The sequence below is a fragment of the Bacillota bacterium genome, assembly GCA_036504675.1.
GTDB lineage: Bacteria > Bacillota > Sulfobacillia > JAJYWN01 > JAJZPE01 > DASXUT01.
Window position 1 is genome coordinate 1 of sequence record DASXUT010000136.1, and the last position, 3,315, is coordinate 3,315.

A 3,315-nucleotide genomic window follows, 5' to 3' on the forward strand; every position below is an offset into this window, starting at 1 on the left:
CAGGGTCTCTCATTCTTTATGGACCCCGGACTCACCTACCTAAACTTTACACTGCCAAGTCCAGCACGGCCAAGCCGACTCGCCGGCGCAACTGCACGCGGCGCAACCGCAGCCGGCGCAACTGCAGCCGGCGCAACTGCAGCGGACGCGACTACTGCGGGTTGATCACAGGCACTCTTGCGACAATAACAGCCGCCTAATCGCCCTTGCCGCCCGGCCGCGGTGGCTGACTTCGTTCTTCTCTTCCATGGTCATCTCGGCGAAGGTCTTGCCCGACGGCTCGTGGTAGAAGACGGGATCGAAGCCATGGCCGCCGGTCCCACGCGGTGCCTCGGTGATCCGCCCTTCGCAGCTCTCTTGGACGGCCAGGGTCCGCGGGACGTCGCCGCAGGCGTCGCGCGGCCAGACAACGGCGATGGCGGCTTGAAAACGGGCCGTCCGAAGCGGCGGCGGCACGTCCTTGAGAAGCTCCAGCAGCTTATCGATGCGATCGGCGTCGTTGGCTCGCGGTCCGGCAAAGCGGGCGGAGTGGATCCCCGGGCGGCCGCCGAGGGCGTCGACCTCCAGCCCGGAATCATCGGCCAGGGCGATCTCGCCGGTATAGGCGGCCACCTGGCGCGCCTTGGCCAGGGCGTTCTCGGCGAAGGAAGAGCCATCCTCGGCTACTTCCGGAGCGTTGGGATAGGCCCCCAGGCCGACGACCGCGAGGGGCAGGTCGGCCAGGAGTTCCCGGAACTCTCGCTCCTTGCCCTGGTTGCGGGTGGCCAGGACGAGCCTCCTCACGGCCGCGCGCCGGTCGCGTCGCCGCGTCTGGCCGCGGCCCCACCGATCTTCTCGGCCAGTTCCCCGAGGACTTCCCGCTGGACCCGGACGGTCTCCCTCGCCCCGATCCGCCCCAGGCCGAGGAGCTTGTCCAACTCCTCGCCACTGAAGGTGGCTTCCTCGCCGGTCCCCTGGATCTCGATGAGCCGGCCGCCGCCGGTGAAGACCAGGTTCATGTCGACGCCGGCCGCCGAGTCCTCCGCGTAGCACAGGTCGAGCACCGGCTGGTCGGCGATAATCCCGACGCTGACGGCGGCGCAGTAGTCGGTCAGGGGTAGACGGGCGATCATCTCCCGCCGCCGCATCAGCTCCAGACAATCGACCAGGGCGACGAAGGCCCCGTTGATCGAGGCCGTTCTCGTCCCCCCGTCGGCTTGAATCACGTCGCAGTCAAGATAAATGGTGCGTTCGCCGAGGGCCGGCAGATCGGTGACGGCCCGCAGAGAACGGCCGATGAGACGCTGAATCTCGAAGACCCGGCCACCCGGATGCCCCTGGATGTAGTCGCGGGCCTGACGCGTGTTGGTCGAACGCGGGAGCATCCCGTACTCAGCGGTGACCCAGCCCTTCCCCGAGCCCTTCAGGAAGGACGGGACCTTCTCATCGAGGCTGGCCGTGCAGATCACCTTGGTCTCGCCCGACTCGACGAGGACCGAGCCCTCCGGGTGTTTCAGGTAGTGCCGGGTGATCTTCAGTGGGCGGAGCTGGTCGGGACGACGGCCATCGGGACGCGTCAAGTTCAACCACCCTTTGGTGAACGGAATTTGGGGCTGGCTGGGCGCGATTTCGGGGCTGGCTGGGCGCGATCTGCCGGGCTAGAACTCGTTAAGATCGACCAGTTGGGCCTCGCTGATCGGCCGGCCCACGAGCCTTCCCCCGATGGTCCGGAAACGCTCCGGATCGCCGCTGGTGAAATAGAGGTGCCGCGGCCCCCGGGCGGACGGCGGAGCCTCCAGCCCTTTCTGGCGAAGGGTCCCCAGGACCTCACGGGCCGTCTCTTCGGCCGGATCGATGATCATCACATCAGGTCCGAAGGCCTTCGAAATCGACCGGGATAGCGGGGCGAAGTGGGTGCACCCGAGGACGACCGTGGACGGCCGTTGCCAGACCAGCGGGGCCAGGACCGTGGCGGCCATGGTCTCGACGTCGGGCCCCTCGACGTCGCCGTTTTCGGCGGCCATGACGAAGTCGGGGCAGGCCAGACCGGCCGGCTCACCGTCGTAGCCGAGTCCGCGGAGGGCCTTCACATAGGCGCCGCTCTCGATGGTCGCCTTGGTCCCGAGGATGGCCAGCTTGCCACGATGGTCGTGGGCGGCTACGGCCGCCCGGGCGCCCGGCCCGATGACCCCGACCACCGGCACGGGTGAAATCCGCCGGGCCTCGCCGAGGCCGGCCGCGGTGGCCGTGTTGCAGGCCAGTACGATCAGCTTGACGTGGTGCCGGAGGAAGAAGTGAACGGCTTGGGTCGTGAACTCCTTGACCTGGTCCAGTGGGCGCGGTCCGTAGGGAAAGCGGCCCGAGTCGGCGAGGTAGATGAACGGCTCGTCCGGTCCCTGTCGGGTCATCTCCCGGGCCACGGTCAGCCCCCCAACGCCCGAGTCGAATATCCCGATAGGTTTAACGTCCATTCTGCCGCCCTCCGGCTTGACCCCCCTCAACAAAGCGGGCCGACCGCCCGGTCGGCCGCGACTCCTGCGTCCCTTGTCGGCTAGCTTTTGACTCTGCCCGCGGGACCGGGTTCGATGTCGCGGGTCATCAATAAGTATATCTGCTCCAGGGCTTGGATTAACCGTTCCTTCTCGCCTTCGCCGACCGATTTCGTCACCGCGGCCAAGTACTCCCGTCTGGCCGAGACGACCTGGGCGATGATCTCCCGGCCGCGATCCTTGATCTTAAGGCGGATGACCCGGCGGTCGCTCTGATCCCGCTCCCGCTCGATCAGCCGGTTCCGCTCCATCCGATCGACCAGGTCAGTCGCCGTGCTGCAAGCCAGGTAGAGATGGTCGCACAGCTCGCCCATGGTCAACTGTCCGTGATGGTCCAGGGCCAGGAGGGCGTTGAACTGCGGCGGCGTCACGACGAAGTCTTGAAGGATGTCGCGGCCGCGCTTGCGGATGATGATGCTGACCAGCCGCAAGAGCTCCTCGAGCTTTTGGACCTGCCCGTCACCCTGGGCTTTGGCCACCACATCCGCCTCCGCGCCGGCGGCGATATTTCGCCGCCCTAAACTTGCCGCAGTTAATCATAGCAAGCGCCGGGGCGCCCTGTCAATCCGTTCCTCGCTTGGCTGTTCCTCGCTTGGCGGAAGCCTCAATCGGACAGGGCCGCATCGGCCGAGGCCCGGGCGACGGCGGCCTCAGTTGACCGCCTGATAGAAGGCGGTCAGCCCCTTGGCGATGGCCTGAGCCAGCGAACGCTGGAAATTCGGGTCTTTGAGCCGCTTCTCGTCGGTGGGGTTGGACAGGTAGAGCCCCTCGACCAGGACCGAGGGAG

General features: G+C 67.0%; 4 protein-coding genes. All 4 read right to left on the reverse strand.

Annotated features, from left to right (window positions below; all coding sequences use genetic code 11):
- Nucleotides 1-165: 165 nt before the first annotated feature.
- Nucleotides 166-783 carry an XTP/dITP diphosphatase gene (locus tag VGL40_09370; GenBank protein ID HEY3315465.1) on the reverse strand — a complete coding sequence of 206 codons (618 nt, stop codon included), beginning with the start codon at nt 781-783 and terminating at the stop codon, nt 166-168.
- Nucleotides 780-1,559, reverse strand: a complete 780-nt coding sequence (gene rph, locus VGL40_09375) for a ribonuclease PH (GenBank protein ID HEY3315466.1) — start codon at nt 1,557-1,559, stop codon at nt 780-782. Before rph ends, VGL40_09370 begins: the two co-directional genes overlap by 4 nt.
- A gap of 78 nt (nt 1,560-1,637) precedes the next feature.
- Nucleotides 1,638-2,450 carry a glutamate racemase gene (murI, locus tag VGL40_09380; protein ID HEY3315467.1) on the reverse strand — a complete coding sequence of 271 codons (813 nt, stop codon included), beginning with the start codon at nt 2,448-2,450 and terminating at the stop codon, nt 1,638-1,640.
- Nucleotides 2,451-2,530: 80 nt separating this feature from the next.
- Nucleotides 2,531-3,007 carry a MarR family transcriptional regulator gene (locus tag VGL40_09385; protein HEY3315468.1) on the reverse strand — a complete coding sequence of 159 codons (477 nt, stop codon included), beginning with the start codon at nt 3,005-3,007 and terminating at the stop codon, nt 2,531-2,533.
- Nucleotides 3,008-3,315: the final 308 nt, after the last annotated feature.

Excerpts from the sequence above, each read along its gene's own strand:
- murI (HEY3315467.1), bottom strand. The coding sequence starts at position 2,450 with ATGGACGTTAAACCTATCGGGATATTCGACTCGGGCGTTGGGGGGCTG.